This window comes from Novosphingobium silvae, assembly GCF_009856825.1.
In the GTDB taxonomy this organism is placed as follows: Bacteria; Pseudomonadota; Alphaproteobacteria; order Sphingomonadales; family Sphingomonadaceae; genus Novosphingobium; species Novosphingobium silvae.
Genome location: NZ_WVTD01000002.1, coordinates 1 through 16,775, shown reverse-complemented (window position 1 = coordinate 16,775; position 16,775 = coordinate 1). Strand labels below are relative to the sequence as shown.

Sequence of the window (16,775 nt, the reverse complement as noted above, 5' to 3'; positions counted from 1 at the left end):
GTTAATGCTTTCCAGCTTGTGTGAACGAGGGAACTTTCACAGGACCGGTGCGATAGGCATTTTGAGGAGGGGCCGGGCTTGCCGGTCCGGCAAAGGGGTGATTCGTCGCGTTGTCCATGTCTAGGCTAATCGACCATCGTGCGCCTTGTTCCCTTGTGTTGCGCAGCAGCTGCGCCAGCAAGGCGATAGCTATCGCGCTTACCGTTTCTGCGATTTCTTCCACGGCCATGGCGCAGGACGCCGGGACCGCGACCACGACGAGCGCGGCTCCTGCAACCGTGGACGATGCCGAGGTTCGCGCCGGAAACGTTCCGGTTCCCACGCCGCCTGCCGCGCCTCCGCTGCCCGACGTAGCGCCGATCATCCCGGACGATGAGTTCAACGCTTCCGTGCCCGAACTCGACGCGTCCTCTGACCCGGCGCTTGATGCCCCATTGGAATCGATCGAGGCGTTCGAGCGTCGCATTGCCGAGGAGCAGGCGGGTGCAAAACCGAATGCGGGCACTGCGCCGCCCTTGGGAGATCCGGCCCTTGCCGATGCCGATGCAAACGAGGAGGTTGGCGACGCGCCGGTGCGTGACGCCGAGTTGGTGGCCCCGCTGCCGCCGCTCGACCAGTTCGAAGTGACGCCGGTTCGCTTCGCGGACGAGGCGCCTGACGACGACAAGGATGTAGAAGTCCGTTATCGCGTCGATCTTCGCGGCCTCGACCTTGCGGACAAGGAAACCGAAACCAACCTCAAGGATCAGTTCCAGTCTCTTTCGGCGCTGGAGAAGGGCGACGGGAAGGCGGCCAATACCGCGATGATCTCGGCTCGTCTGACGGAAGACGGCCAGCTGATGGAGACGGTGCTGGCGTCCGAGGGATGGTACAGCCCTACCGTACGCACTCGCATGGAAGCACCGGGCGATCAGGCCGACCCTACGGCCACGGCAGTGATCGATGTTCAGCCGGGCCAGCGGTATACTTTCTCGAACATAGTCATCAATGCGGACCCGACATCGCCGCCGAACCTGATTGCAGACAATTTCGCTCTGAAAGTGGGTGAACCGATCGTTGCGGAGCGCGTCCAAGGTGCCGAAGCCAAGATCGCCGTGGCTCTTCCTGAGAATGGCTATCCGTTTGCGGAAGTGGGTCAACGAGACATCCTCCTCGACCAGGCGACGGCAAAGGGTGAATATACCTTGCCTGTCACGATCGGCCCGCGCGGACGCTTCGGCGGTTTCACCACCGACGGTGACCTGGCTTTCGATGCCGATCACATCCAGGTTCTGGCCCGCTTCAAGCGAGGCGAGCTATATGATAGCCGCAAGGTCGACGACTTGCGCAAGGCGCTCGTCGCCACCAGCCTGTTCTCGACGGTCGCGGTGGAGCCGCGCAAGACCGGCGAGGCGGCAGGCGATGGCACCGAATACGTGCAGTTGCACGTGCAGCAGGATGCAGGACCGCCGCGGACGATCGCCGGATCCCTTGGCTACGCGGCGGGAGAGGGCATCACCGCGCAGGCGACCTGGACCCATCGCAACATGTTCCCTCCTGAAGGCGCCCTGATAGCGAATGCCATTCTTGGCACCCGGCAGCAGGGTGCGGGCGTGACGTTCCGCCGCTCGAACGCGGGGAAGCGAGACCGGACATTCGAACTGGTGGCCGAGGCCTTTCACAACGACTACGACGCCTATAGCGCCTACACCGGCCGCCTGGCTGCGCGCATCGCGCGCGATTCCACTCCGATCTGGCAGAAGCGGTACACCTACGCATTTGGCGTCGAGTTCCTGGCGACTGCCGAAACCGATTACGATGCGGCGACGCGCGGACGCAAGCGCAACACCTATTACGTCGCAGGCGTCAACGGACAGGTCGGGTTTGACACCTCCGATGACCTTTTGAACCCGACGAAGGGCTACCGCGCGACCATGCTGCTGCAACCAGAAGCCACGGTGCGCGGCGGTTTCGATCCCTATGTTCGCGGGCGGCTCGACGCCTCGACGTACTACTCGGTGACCGACAGCCTCGTGCTGGCCGCGCGCGTTCGCGTTGGTACGATACAGGGCGCGGGGCTCTTCGACATTGCCCCTTCGCGCCGTCTCTATGCGGGCGGTGGTGGCTCCGTCCGGGGATATGCGTATCAGGCGCTTGGCGAACAGGCGCCGGACGGCAATCCGGTCGGCGGCCGCAGCCTGAACGAGGGATCGTTCGAAGCTCGCTATCGGTTCGGCAACTATGGCGTCGTCGCCTTCGTCGATGCCGGTCAGGCCTACCGTGAAACGATGCCGCAGTTCTCTGATCTGCGCTACGGCGTGGGCATCGGCGGACGTTTCTACACGAACTTCGGGCCGGTCCGCCTCGATGTCGCAACTCCGCTGGGCCGCAAGCCGGGCGAGTCGCGTTTCAACATCTACGTCTCGATCGGGCAGGCATTCTGATGTCCGGACCCGACGATATCATCGCATCCAGCAACCAAGGCGCCGAGCAGCAGGTGGTTACCGTTTCGACCGAAGCAGAAGGCGCCACGCCTCGACATTCCCGGTGGCACAAGATCAGGGTAAGGGCGCTCAAGACAGTTGCCTTCGTGCTGCTCGGCCTCGTCGCATTTCTGCTTGCCGTTATCCTGGGCATCAACACGGGACCAGGCCGCCGCTTCGTCGCCGACCAGATTGCCGGCCTGGAGTTCCAGAACGGCATGCGGATCTCGGTCGCACGGATCGACGGTTCGCTTTACGGCAAGATGGTTCTTCGCGGGCTTTCGGTCCGCGATCTGCGCGGCGAATTCCTGTACTCGCCCGAGATTCGGGTTGACTGGCGTCCTTTCGCCTACCTGGATAACCATGTCGACGTTCGCAGCGCCACGGCCCAGCGGGTCGTCCTGCGCCGCTCTCCGCAATTTCGAGAGACGCCGCCCAGTGATGCTCCTCTGCTGCCCGACCTCGACATCGACATCGGCAACCTGCGCATAGACCGTTTCATCGCCGAACCCCCGGTGTCGGGACAGCGGCGGATCATGACAGTCGCGGGGCAGGCCCACATTGCCGATGGTCGTGCCCAGATCGACGCCAAGGGTGGCACCATAGCTGTCGCAGGCAAGGGCGGTGGCGATCGCTTCAAGGTTCTGCTTGATGCGGTGCCTGAGAATAATAGGCTTGATATCGATCTCGACATGGAGGCCCCTCGCGGCGGGCTCATCGCCACGCTCGCCGGGCTGAACGAACCCACCACGCTCAGGCTCGCCGGCAAGGGCGACTGGGCTGCATGGAACGGCAACCTTAACGCGGATCATGGCGGCGGCGAACTCACGCGCCTGGCGCTGACGGCCCGAAACGGCACGTTCGCGATCAAGGGGCCGACGCGCATTGCCCGGCTCTTCACCGGACCGATCGCCAACCTGCTGGGCCCGGTCATGAACCTCGACATCGTGGCTGCCTTCGAAAAGCGCCGCGCCAAGTTGACCGGCAGGATCTGGAGCGATGCGTTCAACCTCACGCCTGACGGTGTGGTCGATCTGTCGGAAAACAGTTTCGACGACCTAAAGCTTGCGCTCGTGCTTACCAAGCCGTCCGCGATCGCCGAGAACCTGAGCGGGGCAGGGCTGACCGCCAACCTGGCTTTGGATGGCGCATTCGCGACGCCGACCGTCAACTATCAACTCGCTGCGCGTCGGATCGTCATGAACGACATGGGGCTCGAGAACCTCTCGGCTCGAGGCGCGGCTACAGTCGATGCCGACCACATCATGATCCCCGTAGCAGCAAGGGTTGGCCGCATAACCGGTCTCGACACCGTCGCTGGCGGCAGCCTTGCAAACGTTTCGCTGAACGGCGACCTAGCAATCGAAGGCCCACGCATTCTTTCGGACAACATGCGGCTGCGTTCGGATCGGATCGACGCCAAGCTGATCCTGCTAGCCGACATGAGCAAGGGCCTCTACACGGGTGCAGTCGATGGAAGGATCGACAACTATCGTCTCGATAGTGTCGGTATCTTCGACATCAACACCGATATGGACCTCAAGACCGAAGGACAGGGCTTCGCCCTGCAAGGTACGGTCAGGGCACGCTCCACGCGACTTCTGAACGAGAGCCTCCAGACTTACCTCGGCGGCAACTTCTCGGCCTCCTCGAACGTGCGGTATGGTTCGGATGGCGTGGCGCGCTTCTCGGGCGTCCGGCTGAACGCGCCTTTGCTACAGGTCACGAACGGGCAGGGAAGCTGGTCGCCTAATGGACGAATATCCCTCGCCGCAAAGGGGACGTCCAAGCAGTATGGCGCGCTCGGCGTCCGTGTCATCGGCACCATTCAGAACCCCGATGCTCACATTACAGCCGAGCGCCCCGGGCTGGGCATCGGCCTTGCTAACCTTGATGCTCGTATCAAGGGCGCTCCGGGCGGTTACCACCTCGATGCAAAGGCTGACACGGATTACGGCCCGCTTACCGCGGATGTGAACCTCGGGCTGGGAGCGGCCACGTCGGTTCAGATCAACAAGGCCAATCTGTCGGGCGTGGAGTTCGCCGGTCGCATCGTCCAGACGCGGACCGGTCCTTTCTCCGGGCAGCTGACCGCAAACGGAAACGGCATTGGCGGGCTTGTTCGTCTGGATGCCGAAGGCAAGTATCAGGCCGTCGATTTCAATCTTAGGGCACGAAACGCCAACTTCCAGGGACCGGCCGAGCTTTCCATCGGATCCGCCATCATCGATGGCCGCGCGGTTCTATATGATAGCCCCTATGTCGTTGCCGACGCCCAGATCGCGGGAACCAGCGTCGGTGCGCTCGATCTGGCGGCGGCTCGCGTAATCGTCGATTACCGTGACGGTCGCGGCAAAGCCAAGGGTTTGATCGAGGGAGTGAGCGGCGTGCCATTCCGCCTGGGGCTGAACGCCGACCTTCAACCTGAGATCTGGCGCGTGGCGCTGCAAGGGCGGGTGCGCGGACTTGATCTCAAGACCAGCACGCCCGCGCGCATCATCCCGAAGGACAATGGCTATGAACTGCTGCCCACGCAGATCGCGTTCGGTGGGGGCAATGCAAAGATAGCCGGAACTTACGGTAACGGGATGAAAATCCAGAGCCGCCTCGAAGGGATCGACATGGCGATCGTCAATGCCTTCGTTCCTGGCTACGGGATCGGTGGCAAGGCCAGCGGCAGCCTCGACTTCGAGCAGGCAAACACATCTGCCTTCCCCCGCGCGGACGCGCGGCTGACGCTGGATGACTTCACGCGCACCAGTTCAAGTGCCGTTAGCCAGCCTGTCGACATCAATTTCGTCGGCAAGCTGCTGGACGACGGCGGAGAAGCTCGCATGGTCTTCCGTCGGCGCGGGAGCGTGATCGGCCGCATGGTGGCGAGCCTGCGTCCGCTGGGAGCAGGGGCCGGGTCTTGGACGACGCGTCTGCTGGAAGCCCCACTGGGTGGCGGCATTCGCTACAACGGGCCGGCTGATACTCTCTTCTCTTTCGCCGGCCTGTCGGGGCAAACTTTCTCAGGTCCGATCGGGCTCGCGGCAGACTTCTCGTGCCGTGTGTCGGACCCGTGCATCAACGGGGTCATCCAGGGGCGTGATCTCGTGTACGAGAACCAGGCTTACGGAACGCGGCTCAGCTCCATGGCCATCTCCGGCAAGTTCACGGGCAACACTCTCGAACTCACATCCTTGACTGCGCGGGCTGGCAGCGGAAGCGTCAGCGCCAACGGCCGGGTAAGCCTTGCGGCTGACGCGGGCTATCCCATGGATCTGCGGGTCAAGCTTGACGAGGCCCGCCTGGCCCGCAGCGACGCACTTTCCGCCACCGCTTCGGGAGATCTGCATCTGACAAAGGCGGCAGGACAGCCGGCACTCCTCGCAGGCGAGATCAGGCTTCCAGAAACCCGGTATGAAATCGTGCGCCAAGGCTCGGCACAAGTGCCCCGCCTGACCGGCGTCCGCTTCAAGCCGCCAGTGGGGCCGCAGCGCATCTCTGGTGACGAACCCGCAACCACCGGACCAAGTGCCTTTGCACTGGTACGGCTCGACCTGCGCCTGCGTGCTCCCGAAAAGCTCTATGTTTCGGGAATGGGACTGGAATCTGAATGGAGCGCCGACTTCCGCGTAACGGGAACCAGCGCTGCACCATCGGTGGCCGGCGAGGTGGAACTGGTTCGCGGCACTCTCGGCTTTGCCGGCCGCTCCTTCGAAATCACCAAGGGCCTGGTATCCTTCACCGGCGGGCAGACGATCGATCCGACGGTGGCAATCACCGCCACGGAGGACATCGAAGACATTGCTGTAAGCGTCAACGTGACGGGGCAGGCGTTCAATCCGCAGATCGATTTCTCGTCGACGCCAAGCCTTCCGGATGACGAAGTCCTGTCGCGCATCCTTTTTGGAAGCTCGATCGCCAATCTTTCGGCGATCCAGGCAGTGCAACTGGCATCCTCGCTCAACTCGCTGCGTGGAAGCGGAGGCGGGCTGAACCCCCTAGGAAAGCTGCGTTCGGCGACCGGTATCGATCGGCTTCGCATCCTGGGCGCCGATGAGGCCACAGGACGCGGAACCGCGGTGGCTGCGGGTCAGTACCTGACCGACGATATATATGTCGAACTGATCACCGACGCGCGCGGCTTTACCGCCACCCAGCTTGAAGTCAGCGTGACGAAGTGGCTTTCGGTGCTGAGCCAGGCAGGCGGTTCGGGCGTCAACAGCCTCAACGTGCGCATCAAGAAGGACTATTGATGCGTCGAGCCCTGAACATCGTCACGCTCGTTGCTGCAGTTGCCACCTTGGTGGCCTGCAGCCGCGAGCCCGACTTCGACGAGCGCTACCAGAACGTGAGCCGAACGATCGTCGAGAAGGCGAAATCGATCGATCACGCGATCGCGGTTACGGGGGGTCCTGAAGAGCAGCCTGAGAAAGTCGTTCCGGACTGAAACGAAACGTCCGATTTACTTCTCGAGGCTACGTACTAGTCCTGCGTTATCGGGGGAAGCACATGCAGGACAATGAACAGGGCGATCGGCTGGCTGCCAGGCACACGGTGCTGCTGCACGCACGATGTCGCAAGTCGAGCTGGCACGTCTTTCCGGTGGAGCTTGGCGATATCTCACAAGGTGGGTGCAGCATTGTCGGCAGCAGTAGCGCATTCGTTCCGGGGGAGCGCCTGCGCTTGAATGTCGCTCATCTCAAGCCGATCGAAGCACAGGTTCGCTGGCTCAGTGACGAGAAAGTTGGCCTGGAGTTTGTCGATGCGCTCAGCGGACGGTTGATCGAGGATCTGGGAAAGCTCTATGGTGTCACTATAGAGTGAACGCGCGAGCATCCGTGCCACGTCGCCAGCGAGCACTGCGCCGCCTTTTATCCGGGCGCCTTAGGGGCAAGTGAGAAGGGGATGGTGGACGCACTTGGGCTCGAACCAAGGACCCGCTGATTAAGAGTCAGCTGCTCTACCAACTGAGCTATGCGTCCGTTCCGACAGCGCCTTTAAGATCTTTCGATGATTTTGCAACAGCCTTCGTTCCACGGCGAAAACTTATCCACAGCCGTTTTCGCCTGTCACATCCATCTTTGGCATGGTGTCGCTGCAGACTCTATCGGCGCCGTCGGGCGCTCGAACGCCGGGCTTCGCGAGGGCTTGTTTCGGCTTCAATTATGCCCATGCATTGGACGAGGGCCCGCAGCGCCGCGATCTTCTGCCGATCAATCGGCTCTGAAAGCAGACGGACGTTAGCGCGAACGTTCCGAGCGTTGCCAGAGGAGAACAGAACCGGCCCTGCGTCGTTGTAGTCGAGCGCCTCCGCAAGGAAGAGCCTAGCGAGTTCAGATGTATCGAGCGCATCAATGCCCAGCGTGCTTCGCCACCGGGCCTGCAAGAGGTCATCTGCAGTCAGGCGCCTCACCAAACTGGCAAATCGCTCCCCCAACAAAGAGTGACTTCCGATGATGGTCGCGGCGCTACGGCTGATGGCAACTTCGTTCCGATCGCCCATTGCGTCCGGCACCTGCGCGTAGGAAAAGACCCCCGGATATCGTGCCATAATGTCCTTCGTGGCCTGTCTGCCGGTTGCCAACCCAAATTGACCGATGTCGCCTTGGTCCCTGCGGTCCTGAAGCAAGGTCAGGAGATCGTCGGTTATGTCCTGCGGCTTGGGTTCGTGGAGCAGGAGCATGTCGATCCGACTCTTGCCTAGCTGGCGAAGGCTGGTCTGCAAGCTTGCCGCCACCTGCACCGGCTTAAATTGACGGCTGGGCGGAACTGCAAAGGCTGGAGGGGATACACCCGCCGCCTGAGCGATCCTGCGTGCCGCCCGGGCCGGGAGCGAAGTGCTCGGCGGCAGCATGCCAGCTTTCGTGGCGATGAACATCTTGCCCCGCCGACGGCAGGCAACATGTCCAACCAAGCGTTCGGCGTGGCCACCACAATACATTGGCGCGGTATCGAAGTACCGTATTCCTTCGTCGAGCGCTGCATCCATAAGGCGTGCGGCTTCTACTTCACTTCGCCCATTCAAGATGTTTGCAGTTCCGAAGCATAATCGAAGATCACGAGGCCAGAGCGGTGTAACAACATCCATTATCGATCCTCCGTCTTTCGTTAACCATGACGTCTGGTTAACATGGTGGCAAGCCGAACAGGAGGTAAAATGGCGGTATCTGACTTGCGGACGGATCAGATCCCCGCCGGGCAACTGCAGTACGACGTCTGCCTGATCGGCGCGGGTGCTGCAGGGATTTCCATTGCGCAGGCTTTGGCGGGGAGCCGTTTCTCCATCTGCCTTCTCGAAAGCGGCAGCGGCAGTGCCGAGGCAGAGACGCAGCGCCTATATGAAGGAGAGGTGGCGGGTCATTCGATGACGATGGACACCGGTCGCTATCGTGTGCTCGGAGGGTCTACCTCTCGGTGGACCGGCCGATGCGGCAAGCTTGACGCCATAGACTTCCAGGCGCGCGCCTGGGTGCCACACTCGGGTTGGCCGATAGGGCTTGAAGATCTGGAGCCGTACTACGAAGCGGCTCGGGCGGTGTGTGGCTTTCGGCGTGCCTGGCAGGATGACAGCCTCGCTGCGAGCGCGCTCGGGCTGGAGCCGATCACTGATCCCAGACTAAGGAACTTCATCTGGCGCTACGCGCCTCTTGGTAGCCGTCTTTATCGCAACTGGGGCGTCGAGTACGATGCCGTGCTGAAGTCGGCGGAGAACATCGATGCGGTTCTGCATGCGAACGTGACCCGGTGGCATGCGCCTGCAGGAGGGAAGCGGGTAGAGGCGGTTACCGTATCGACGTTGGAAGGTAAGCAGGCCGTCATCAAGGCCAACCTGTTCGTCCTCTGCGCCGGAGGGCTCGAGTCGGCTCGCCTCCTGCTTTCAAGCGCGGAAGATGTGCCAGGCGGGCTGGGAGCGGCAATGCCCATGGTAGGCCGGTTCTTCATGCAACATCCACGTGGGTCCATTGGCCGCCTCCACACAAATGCCAGCGCGGCAAAGGTGCTGCAGGACCGGCTGGCCATCTTCGCTACGCGCATGGGCCTTCAGTATGAGAGCGGCTTTGCCCTTTCAGCAAAGGAGCAGCAGGAAAGCGAATTGCTGAACGCCAGTGTCATTCTGACATACGAAGCCGACCCCGATTGTGGGTGGGAAGCTTTCAAGGAGCTTGCCGGGATCGCTCCGGATGAGGGTGCACGTGGTTACGGACGAAGCGGGGCGGCCCTGCGTCTTGCCCGAGATCCCGGGTCGGCGGTCTCCAATCTTTGGCGCCGTGGATGGCAAAAGCGTCACGCTGCCTTTCCCGTACGAGGGATCGACCTCGTCATCGATCTTGAGCAGAAGCCGGATCCCGAAAGCCGCGTCACCTTGTGCGATGATCGCGATCGCCTGGGTATGCGACGGGCCCGCGTGGCGTGGCGGGTCAACGAAGAAGAGCGGCGTACATCGCTTCGCTTTGCCGAAATCCTTTCAGATCACTTCGAAGCGACCGGGATCGGACATGTTGAAAAGGCCGACTGGCTGTTCGATCAAGGATCTATCGGAGACGAACTGAGCGGAACATATCATCATATCGCGACGCTTCGCATGTCCGAAGGTCCAGAAAGCGGCGTCGTCGATGCCAACTGCCAGGTTCACGGAGTGGACAACCTGTTCGTAGCGAGTTGCGCGACCTTCTCGACCGGAGGTCACGTCAATCCCACCTTCACCATCGTAGCCCTTGCTCTGCGCCTTGCCGACCACATACGCGATCGGCTTGTCGGCGAGAGGGCTGGCCGACGCGATGAAAGGGGTCTTGAAGATAGGTGCGAGCAGTTCGCCGATGGCGAGCAGGCGCCCGGACAGGGCGCGCATCAGACAGCTTGGCAGAAGACGAACTTCTCACAATGATGGGAGCGTTCATCTAAAGAGGATGGTGGACGCACTTGGGCTCGAACCAAGGACCCGCTGATTAAGAGCCATGATCAGAGGGTCCTAGCGCATCCGCATGTGTCCAAAAATGGCGGAAATCCGGGATTCACAGTCCGCATTGTTCTTCAAATGTTCGCCAGTATCCACTACAAAAAGCTACCTAAGGTAGCAGGTACATATGGCGAACAAAGTAGGTTTGACGGACGCGAAGATCGCAGGACTCAAGGCGCCGGCGGCTGGTCAGATTGAGCTGGCCGATGGTATCGTCCCCGGCCTGAGGCTTCGCATGGGCGCCAGTGGTATCAAGACGTACATTCTGCGCAAGCGGGTTCAGGGCAAGTGGTTGAATGTGACCATCGGGCGCCATGGTCCGAGTTTTACCCTCGCCCATGCGCGTAAGAAGGCGCGCGATCTGCTTGTCGATGTCGAGCAGGGCAAGAGCATTGCCAGGAAGCCGGGTGCTAAGAGGCAGGGGTCAAAGGGCGTCGGTACGGTTGCCGAGCTCTACGAGACGTATCTGTCCCAGCAGATCGAGGGCAAAAAGCGCAGCGCGAGGGAGTTCGATCGGGTCTTCCGAAAGTACATTGAGCCTGAGCTGGGAGACCGCCTCGCGGACTCCATTACCCGAGGTGACGTGAGCCGCTTTGTTGAGAAGATCGCATTCGAGCGGGGCAAGGAAACCCTGACGATGGCGCGGATCGTCTATCGCCATCTTTCGACCTTCTACACGTGGGCACTCACCAGACTCGAGCATATGCCTGCTAATCCCTGCCGGGACGCGTGGCGTCCGAAGCGGAATGAACCTCGTGATCGCGTACTCAGCGACCGAGAACTCGCGGCGCTATGGCAATCTGCGGTCGAGGATGGCTATCCGTTCGGTCACCTTGTGCAGATGCTTGTCCTTACGGCTCCGAGGAGCTGCAGTCACTTGGGCAAGCGCTGGAGCAGCTGACCTATCTGGCGCTCGAACGTCATCATCCTGGCTGGGAGATCAACGACGGTGCCTGCGGCGAACTGGTGATCGATGTGGCTGAAGCGACCTTCGTGCTCGACTGCAGCCTGCGCTTCACCGCGACCGATGATCACTCGACCGAGCTCTAGGAGACCCGGCATGGCCCACTGCTACTACCACGCCCTCTCGTCGGTCCGGAAATGGGGCGGCACGGTCGATGACTATCTCCCGCTGCACCAGTGGTTCGACCAGTCCAAGGCAATCCTGGCAGACCCTCGGCACCGCGCGCTGCGGCACCATGCCGAGGGGATATTCATGCTGGAGGCGATCTTCGGCGAGACACTCGTCAATGCCGATGGCCGGGTCGTTCCGGTGCGCCTGGTCGGCGAGCAGCACGTGCGCGAAGACCTGGGCGCGATCCCCTCCTTTGCTGACTGGGCGCGCTTGATCACGCCGCAGGCCTGGATGCTTCGAGGCAACCCTCTGGACGGCGCTGAAGGGGTGACGATCGATATGCCTGTCCCCGGCGAAGCAGTTGCGTCCAGGATCAGGCCACCTGCTGAAGGAGCGGTCCGTACCGTGATCTAGGAAGGGGTTCTCCGGTGGAGGGCTGGCGGGGGAATGATCCGGCCAAAACCGGAGGGAAACGAGGCAGGGCAAACCTGTTCACGGCATCCAGCTCCACCCGGCTTCGATACAAACCTGTCCCTGAATCACCCCCCGTCGAGACGCGCAACCCGGATCAGGTCCGGCCGAGTTGCCGGGCCTTGCCCGGCTGCCCGCACCACCCGAACCAGTTCCGGGTTCCCCTCCGGTGCGCTTCGCCGCGGGGCGCTTCTGCTCGGGTTTGCAGCCGGGATGGACCCGGAATGCTCGATCAGGAGAAAGCCCATGACCAATCTCGTTATCCTCGTTGGCCGCATCGCTCGCGACCCCGAAACCCGCACCACCCAGGGTGGCACCAGCATCACCTCGATCTCGGTCGTCACCGACCGTCCCGCCCGCAAGGATGGCAAGACCTACAAGGACGAGAACGGCTACACCGCCAAGGACAGCGAATTCCATCGGATCACCTGCTTCAACGGCCTCGGCCAGAACGTCGCCAAGTACTGCACCAAGGGCCAGCTCGTGACGGTCGAAGGTCGCAATGTTCGCACCGCGGGCGGCGCGGCCAATTACTTTGCTGCCGACAACTACTACACGCGGGCCGATGCCGACCGCTCCGGCGAATGGCTCGGGAAGGGCGCTGCCGCGCTGGGGCTCAATGGGACCGTTGATGCGCGGCAGTTCGAGGCAATCCTCAAAGGCATGCTGCCCGATGGCAGCCGGGTTGGCAGCGACAATCGGGCGCATCGGGCAGGGACCGATCTCACTTTTTCTATGCCGAAAAGCTGGTCGGTCCTCGCGCTGGTGGGCGGCGACAAACGGATCCTCGACGCCTACGCCGCGGCCGTCCGGGAGACCCTGCGCTGGGCCGAGAAAAACCTCGCGGAGACCCGGATGGATGTCCGCGGCAGGGAGCGCGTCGTGCAGACCGGCAACCTTGCGATTGCGCTCTTCCAGCACGACACCAACCGCAACCAGGAGCCCAATGCGCATTTCCATGCCGTCATTGCCAATGTGACCCAGGGGCCGGACGGCAAATGGCGGGCGCTGCGCAACGACAAGCTTTGGCAGCACAATACCCTCCTCAATGCCATGACCATGGCCCGGTTTCGTCTGGACGTGGAGAAGCTCGGCTACGAGGTCGGGGAGTTTGGCAAGCACGGCAATTTCGAGGCCGTCGGGGTGCCCAAGGCCGTGCGCGATGCCTTCAGTTCCCGGCGTGCAGAGATCCTGGAAGCAGCTGCCCAAATGAACTTCTCAGGGCCGGGCGTCCTGGATGCCGCAACCTTGATGACCCGAGCCGAAAAGGGGCAGATCGAGGATCGCGAAGCGCTGACGCAGCAGTGGCGGGAGACCTCCGCGAGGCTCGGCTTTGACCCCGCCGTGGTCATTGCCAGAGCCAATGCACGCAGTGCGCAAGACCTCGGAAACGTGACCGGCTTTGGCCCTTCCGTGCGAGCGCTTGTCCACCAAGGGCAAGCCCTTGCAGCCGCCTTTGCCGAACGGCTGGGCCTGCGTGAAGGCGATCCGCTGATACCCGCACGTATGGGAAACCGCAGTGCGGAGCAGGTCGCCGCGATCCATGCGGTTGCCTCGGCTGTCCGGCATCTGGGCGAGCGGGAAGCAGCCTTCACCCGCTCGGAGATCTATCGCGCGGCGCTCGGCTTTGCGCTGCCGACCTCGCTTGCCGAGATCGAGCACCGGGTCGACCAGCTCGTGCGTCAGGGTCATCTGGAAAGGGGCAGGGGAGGCGGCCGGGACCTCCTGACAACGCGTGATGCGGTCAGCCTTGAGCAACGTATCATTGCGGCGGTCGAAAGTGGGCGCGGTGTGGCCCCGGCGATCATTGCACCGGACCTCGCAGGGACACGGCTGCAGGCCCTCTCCCAGATCAAATACGGCATTACCCTCAACCCCGGGCAGGAAGGGGCAGGGCGTTTGCTGCTTGGATCTCACAACCGCATCGTCGCGATCCAGGGCGTCGCCGGTGCGGGCAAGAGCACAGTCCTCAAGCCCGTGGCGGACATTTTGCGCGAGGAGGGCAGGGCCGTACTCGGGCTCGCTGTGCAGAACACGCTGGTCCAGATGCTCGAGCGCGAGACGGGCATCCCGTCGATGACCGTATCGCGGTTTTTGGGCCAGCACCGCGACCTGCTCGAAGGGGCTGACGCGGCTCGTCTTGGCGAGGCGCGCGCGGCTATGCGCGGTACGGTCGTGCTGCTCGACGAAGCCTCCATGGTCGGCAATGCCGACAAGGAAAAGCTGGTGCGGCTGGCAAACCTGCTCGAACTCGGCCGCTTCGCCAGCATTGGCGACCGCAAGCAGCTGGGCGCTGTCGATGCCGGCAAGCCGTTTGATGTGATGCAGCAGGCTGGGATAGAGACTGCAGTGATGGGCACCAACCTCAGGGCGCGGACCGAGATGCTGCGTGATGCCCAGCAGGCTGCCCAAGAGGGACGGATCGAGGACGCCATGCGTCATCTGGCGCCCCAGGTGATCGAGGTGGGAAACGTAGCTGCCGTCGAGGCTGCGGCGGCATGGCTGTCGCTCCCATCAGGGGAGCGCGAGGGAACCGCAATTTACGCTTCAGGCCGAGCCCTGCGCAGCGCCGTGAACGAAGCCGTACAGACGGGCCTGAAGGCAAACGGGGAATTGGGACCTGGGGCGATGCGCCTCAGTACCCTGTCGCGCGTCAACGTCACCCGCGAAGAGCTGCGTTATGCCAGCACCTATGCGCCCGGCATGGTGGTCGAGGTCGTGCGCCGCCAACGAGGGCAGGGCCTTTCACCCGGCGAGTATCGCGTGGCCTCGGCGGACACCGAGCGCGAGCGGGTTACACTGGAGAACGAACGGGGGCGCCAGTTCGAGCTTCGTCCGGGCAAGTTCCGGCCACAAGGTGAGCAGGATGCACTGCGGCTCTTCGAGGTGCGCGAAATCGACATCCACACCCATGACCGGATCCGATGGACCGAGACCGATCACACGCGGGGCCTGCTTAATGCCGACCAGGCTCGGATTGTTGTAGTCGACAGCGCCGGGGTCGTTGTGAAGACATCTCTCGGCGCAGAGCACAGGCTGGAGCAGGGCGATCCGATGCTCCGCCGTCTCGATCTTGCTTATGCGCTCAATGCCCATATGGCCCAGGGTCTCACGTCCGACCGCGGTATCGCGGTCATGGACAGCCGCGAACGCAATCTGGCCAATCAGCAAACGTTTCTCGTGACGATCACCCGGCTGCGCGATGGCTTCACCCTGTATGTCGATCATGCCGGCAAGCTCGAAGCGGCGGTCGAGCGCAACGCCGGCATGAAGCGCTCGGCCCTCGAAACGGTCGATCTGCTGCGCGATGCAGCCGCCAAAGGGCAGGCCAAGGATCGCTTGGCACCTGCGCCTAAACGCAAGCCCCCAGAGCTCGATCGGACGATCACCAAACCGTTCGAGATCGGCATATAGTGTTCCGCCTTTCGCACCTCTCCGATCGCCGTCGGTTGACTACATGTTCTTTATTTGTTCTCAAGGGCGCATGCGCCGAATCTCTGACGACCTTCTTCTGACCCACCTCGAAGTCGCCCTGGCCGTTGCGCCAGAGCACACCCTTGTTTGCCTCAATGCCGATGATCCGCGTGTACAGCGCAGTGCCCGTGTCGATCTTGCCCGCCATCTGGTGGAGCGCATGCGTGGTTTCAGGATCGAAGGCGATGCCAGTGGCCCATCCAGCGCGCAGGCATGTCTGTTTCCAGGCGATCTATCGCCGATCGGATGAACGAGGCGGCAGCGTCGAAGACGGCTACTGCAGCCGGGCGCCTTCACGGTTGGAGGTCAGCTGGACAATCCGCTCAGCAATGGCCTGCCACGCACGAATTCCAGCCTGGTCGTGCGCGAGAGCGAGAGCGAGAGCGCCAATCTGCTCGGCGACGTGCAACGGTGCCTTGTCGCCATGGGTTTGCAGAACATGGTTGGCACAGGCCCAGAGTTCCCAATCGCTGAGCATCAAGAAAGCTGTCCGGCAAGCCCGGCCAGGGGCGCCAGAAGTCCGTAAATCACGAAACCACCAACGAGCAGGCGTTCGATTGGAAGCTGCATTCGGCGAGGTTGGGCTGTCCCTGCCGGCCAGACTTGCTTGCAGATCAAGCCGTTGAAGCCTGCACGGTGGCCAGTGACCTCGACCTCGCGGCCGACAAGGCGTCGAGCCGACCTCGGCGCATCCAGTTCCCAGTGGCCGCCGCCTGCCTGGAGCACGAGGCCAAGCTGCCCTTCGACCAGCTCACCACGAAAGTGTAGGTCGGGGCTTACCGGCACGCTGGCCCTTTCCAGTACCGGTCCCATCGCAGCACCGTTCGCGTACGGATCATCGCGCAGGAGAGATCTGCGCCGGAGGGCAGGCGGCACCAGGCAGCCGTGCGGCTTCCGCCTGCGGAACCTTCGGAACGGCACGACAGCGGCGGACCTCGAACCACAACGTGACCGGTCGGGATCGTCCCGCGCGCGCCGCCCATCAGCTGGACGAGCGCATCGCGTGCCTCGATCGCCGTGGCATCGGGGCAGGGCTGATTGGTGCGGCAGCTGCCACCCATTTCCCGGGCAGCGATGCCAGCGATGCGAATGCGGGGCCCTTCCGCACACCAGACCGGGCCATCTCCATCCCAGACATGGGTTGGTGTGCAGGTGAAGGTCTGATTGGAGGCGACGATCGAGGCGGCAAGGAGGGCAAGCATCAGATAACCACCTTAGCAGCGCGTTGACGAAGTCGGTGTGATCTGATTCAGCCTGGATACGGAAAGAAGGCGGTCAGCGACGATGGCGATGCGACGTGATGGTGATGTGCAGGCGGATCTGATCGTGTCGTGGTCAGATATAC

At 62.5% G+C, this 16,775-nt stretch carries 16 protein-coding genes, 2 tRNA genes and 1 pseudogene; 12 read left to right on the top strand and 7 right to left on the bottom strand.

From position 1 onward, the window contains the following. Window position 1: 1 nt before the first annotated feature. Window positions 2–229, bottom strand: a complete 228-nt coding sequence (locus tag GR702_RS21995) for a hypothetical protein (protein WP_202408071.1) — start codon at window positions 227–229, stop codon at window positions 2–4. Between GR702_RS21995 and GR702_RS02945 the strand changes: the two genes are divergently transcribed. The 4 genes from GR702_RS02945 to GR702_RS02930 all read left to right on the top strand — a co-directional run bounded on the left by GR702_RS02945 (window position 228) and on the right by GR702_RS02930 (window position 7,277). After that, window positions 228–2,423, top strand: a complete 2,196-nt coding sequence (locus tag GR702_RS02945) for an autotransporter assembly complex protein TamA (protein ID WP_237449532.1) — start codon at window positions 228–230, stop codon at window positions 2,421–2,423. The two genes, GR702_RS21995 and GR702_RS02945, sit on opposite strands and share 2 nt — an antisense overlap. Further along, complete coding sequence (locus GR702_RS02940; protein WP_160984483.1) at window positions 2,423–6,706, top strand: translocation/assembly module TamB domain-containing protein; 4,284 nt, start codon at window positions 2,423–2,425, stop codon at window positions 6,704–6,706. The genes GR702_RS02945 and GR702_RS02940 overlap by 1 nt, the downstream gene beginning before the upstream one ends. Further along, window positions 6,706–6,900: a hypothetical protein gene (locus GR702_RS02935; RefSeq protein WP_160984482.1), complete on the top strand. Its 195-nt coding sequence runs from the start codon at window positions 6,706–6,708 to the stop codon at window positions 6,898–6,900. Before GR702_RS02940 ends, GR702_RS02935 begins: the two co-directional genes overlap by 1 nt. Before the next feature lie 62 nt (window positions 6,901–6,962). Beyond that, on the top strand, window positions 6,963–7,277 hold the full coding sequence (locus tag GR702_RS02930) for a PilZ domain-containing protein (protein WP_160984481.1): 315 nt from the start codon (window positions 6,963–6,965) through the stop codon (window positions 7,275–7,277). Between the two features lie 82 nt (window positions 7,278–7,359). On the opposite strand, the gene GR702_RS02925 is transcribed toward GR702_RS02930, so the two are convergent. Together GR702_RS02925 and GR702_RS02920 are read right to left on the bottom strand one after the other, a co-directional pair. Continuing rightward, window positions 7,360–7,435: transfer RNA gene (locus GR702_RS02925), tRNA-Lys, on the bottom strand. Between the two features lie 122 nt (window positions 7,436–7,557). Beyond that, window positions 7,558–8,541: an aldo/keto reductase gene (locus GR702_RS02920; protein WP_160984480.1), complete on the bottom strand. Its 984-nt coding sequence runs from the start codon at window positions 8,539–8,541 to the stop codon at window positions 7,558–7,560. Between the two features lie 69 nt (window positions 8,542–8,610). On the opposite strand from GR702_RS02920, the gene GR702_RS02915 reads away from it, so the two are divergent. Further along, entirely contained in the window at window positions 8,611–10,338 is a 1,728-nt protein-coding gene (locus GR702_RS02915; protein ID WP_160984479.1) for a GMC oxidoreductase, read from the top strand. A gap of 23 nt (window positions 10,339–10,361) precedes the next feature. On the opposite strand, the gene GR702_RS02910 is transcribed toward GR702_RS02915, so the two are convergent. Further along, window positions 10,362–10,443: transfer RNA gene (locus GR702_RS02910), tRNA-Lys, on the bottom strand. Window positions 10,444–10,537: 94 nt separating this feature from the next. Here GR702_RS02910 and GR702_RS02905 point away from each other — a divergent pair. From GR702_RS02905 to GR702_RS02885, 6 genes and pseudogenes are all read left to right on the top strand, one after another. Then, a complete protein-coding gene (locus tag GR702_RS02905) occupies window positions 10,538–11,311 on the top strand; it encodes a tyrosine-type recombinase/integrase (protein ID WP_237449531.1) in 774 nt (257 codons plus the stop codon). Beyond that, the gene (locus GR702_RS22635) at window positions 11,203–11,460 is read left to right on the top strand and encodes a DUF6878 family protein (RefSeq protein WP_337192510.1); all 258 of its coding nucleotides are present in this window, start codon (window positions 11,203–11,205) and stop codon (window positions 11,458–11,460) included. The genes GR702_RS02905 and GR702_RS22635 overlap by 109 nt, the downstream gene beginning before the upstream one ends. A gap of 10 nt (window positions 11,461–11,470) precedes the next feature. Then, the gene (locus GR702_RS02895; RefSeq protein ID WP_160984478.1) at window positions 11,471–11,899 is read left to right on the top strand and encodes a DUF6915 family protein; all 429 of its coding nucleotides are present in this window, start codon (window positions 11,471–11,473) and stop codon (window positions 11,897–11,899) included. A 303-nt stretch (window positions 11,900–12,202) separates the two neighbouring features. After that, window positions 12,203–12,457: pseudogene (locus GR702_RS22745) on the top strand (single-stranded DNA-binding protein); the annotation flags it as partial. After that, window positions 12,440–15,370, top strand: a complete 2,931-nt coding sequence (gene mobF / locus GR702_RS02890; RefSeq protein WP_419880280.1) for a MobF family relaxase — start codon at window positions 12,440–12,442, stop codon at window positions 15,368–15,370. The pseudogene GR702_RS22745 and the gene mobF, both read left to right, overlap by 18 nt. Window positions 15,371–15,440: 70 nt before the next feature. Continuing rightward, entirely contained in the window at window positions 15,441–15,680 is a 240-nt protein-coding gene (locus GR702_RS02885) for a hypothetical protein (RefSeq protein WP_160984476.1), read from the top strand. Window positions 15,681–15,704: 24 nt separating this feature from the next. Here the strand turns inward: GR702_RS02885 and GR702_RS02880 are convergent, their stop codons facing one another. Further along, entirely contained in the window at window positions 15,705–15,908 is a 204-nt protein-coding gene (locus GR702_RS02880; protein ID WP_160984854.1) for a DUF6961 family protein, read from the bottom strand. After that, window positions 15,908–16,126, bottom strand: a complete 219-nt coding sequence (locus tag GR702_RS22250; RefSeq protein ID WP_337192523.1) for a DUF5818 domain-containing protein — start codon at window positions 16,124–16,126, stop codon at window positions 15,908–15,910. The genes GR702_RS02880 and GR702_RS22250 overlap by 1 nt, the downstream gene beginning before the upstream one ends. On the opposite strand from GR702_RS22250, the gene GR702_RS22630 reads away from it, so the two are divergent. After that, window positions 16,067–16,198, top strand: a complete 132-nt coding sequence (locus tag GR702_RS22630) for a hypothetical protein (protein ID WP_337192526.1) — start codon at window positions 16,067–16,069, stop codon at window positions 16,196–16,198. The genes GR702_RS22250 and GR702_RS22630 overlap by 60 nt on opposite strands. Before the next feature lie 8 nt (window positions 16,199–16,206). Here the strand turns inward: GR702_RS22630 and GR702_RS02875 are convergent, their stop codons facing one another. Next, on the bottom strand, window positions 16,207–16,632 hold the full coding sequence (locus GR702_RS02875; protein ID WP_160984475.1) for a thermonuclease family protein: 426 nt from the start codon (window positions 16,630–16,632) through the stop codon (window positions 16,207–16,209). Window positions 16,633–16,775 lie beyond the last annotated feature (143 nt).

Bases quoted from the DNA above. Each gene is read 5' to 3' on its own strand.
- GR702_RS02945 (WP_237449532.1), top strand. From the start codon at position 228: ATGGCGCAGGACGCCGGGACCGCGACCACGACGAGCGCGGCTCCTGCA.
- GR702_RS21995 (WP_202408071.1), bottom strand. From the start codon at position 229: ATGGCCGTGGAAGAAATCGCAGAAACGGTAAGCGCGATAGCTATCGCC.
- GR702_RS02940 (WP_160984483.1), top strand. From the start codon at position 2,423: ATGTCCGGACCCGACGATATCATCGCATCCAGCAACCAAGGCGCCGAG.
- GR702_RS02935 (WP_160984482.1), top strand. From the start codon at position 6,706: ATGCGTCGAGCCCTGAACATCGTCACGCTCGTTGCTGCAGTTGCCACC.
- GR702_RS02930 (WP_160984481.1), top strand. From the start codon at position 6,963: ATGCAGGACAATGAACAGGGCGATCGGCTGGCTGCCAGGCACACGGTG.
- GR702_RS02920 (WP_160984480.1), bottom strand. From the start codon at position 8,541: ATGGATGTTGTTACACCGCTCTGGCCTCGTGATCTTCGATTATGCTTC.
- GR702_RS02915 (WP_160984479.1), top strand. From the start codon at position 8,611: ATGGCGGTATCTGACTTGCGGACGGATCAGATCCCCGCCGGGCAACTG.
- GR702_RS02905 (WP_237449531.1), top strand. From the start codon at position 10,538: ATGGCGAACAAAGTAGGTTTGACGGACGCGAAGATCGCAGGACTCAAG.
- GR702_RS22635 (WP_337192510.1), top strand. From the start codon at position 11,203: ATGGCAATCTGCGGTCGAGGATGGCTATCCGTTCGGTCACCTTGTGCA.
- GR702_RS02895 (WP_160984478.1), top strand. From the start codon at position 11,471: ATGGCCCACTGCTACTACCACGCCCTCTCGTCGGTCCGGAAATGGGGC.
- GR702_RS02885 (WP_160984476.1), top strand. From the start codon at position 15,441: ATGCGCCGAATCTCTGACGACCTTCTTCTGACCCACCTCGAAGTCGCC.
- GR702_RS02880 (WP_160984854.1), bottom strand. From the start codon at position 15,908: ATGCTCAGCGATTGGGAACTCTGGGCCTGTGCCAACCATGTTCTGCAA.
- GR702_RS02875 (WP_160984475.1), bottom strand. From the start codon at position 16,632: ATGCTTGCCCTCCTTGCCGCCTCGATCGTCGCCTCCAATCAGACCTTC.